The following is a 561-nucleotide window of genomic DNA, read 5'->3' as shown; positions in this document are numbered from 1 at the left end:
CTTTCCGGAAAGCAAAACTGGGAGCGGATTTTTCCAATGTTTTCCCCGGTGTGGGAATTCCCACAGCCGAGCCTGGTTCGACTGTCATATCCTTGTTGCAACGTCAGGCCCGCCGGCTCGTGCGCAAGCCGGCGAAAGGAAAGGGAACAGTCATGAAATTCTTGGCTCCCGTCACAAAACTTGCTGCGGGGTTTCGCAAATTCGTCGCGCCGCGCTACCGCCCGGAGCTTTATTATATGCGTGGCCCGGGGCCAGCCACCGCCCGCCGTGCGGGCACGCCACAGCAAAACCGGTCCATCGACCACTACGCGTAACCTGCTTCGCGGACGGTTGGCGCGCTTGCCCGGAGTGCCAGCCGCGCCGTTCCGTACCGGTCAATTCAGATCAATGAAGGTACGATCTGATCATGGTTATAATTCATGCTGCCGCCATTGGTCCATTTCGCAGGTGGTTACGCCTCCGCGCCGAGGGAAAAGCTCTCTTGTCGGCAACGGACCAGTTGAGCCGTTTACCCGATGGCGTCCTTGGCGACATCGGCATCTCTCGTGACGAAATCATGTG

At 58.6% G+C, this 561-nt stretch carries 1 protein-coding gene; it reads left to right on the top strand.

Annotated features, from left to right (window positions below; all coding sequences use genetic code 11):
* A partial coding sequence (locus tag AC0L3O_RS35495; RefSeq protein WP_473618164.1) for a hypothetical protein occupies positions 1-314 on the top strand: 314 nt, incomplete at its 5' end.
* Between the last annotated feature and the right edge of the window lie 247 nt (positions 315-561).

The organism is Mesorhizobium sp. WSM4810, from assembly GCF_055811235.1.
Note: the sequence above shows the minus strand (reverse complement) of the source record. Positions and strands in the feature narration are given on the sequence as shown.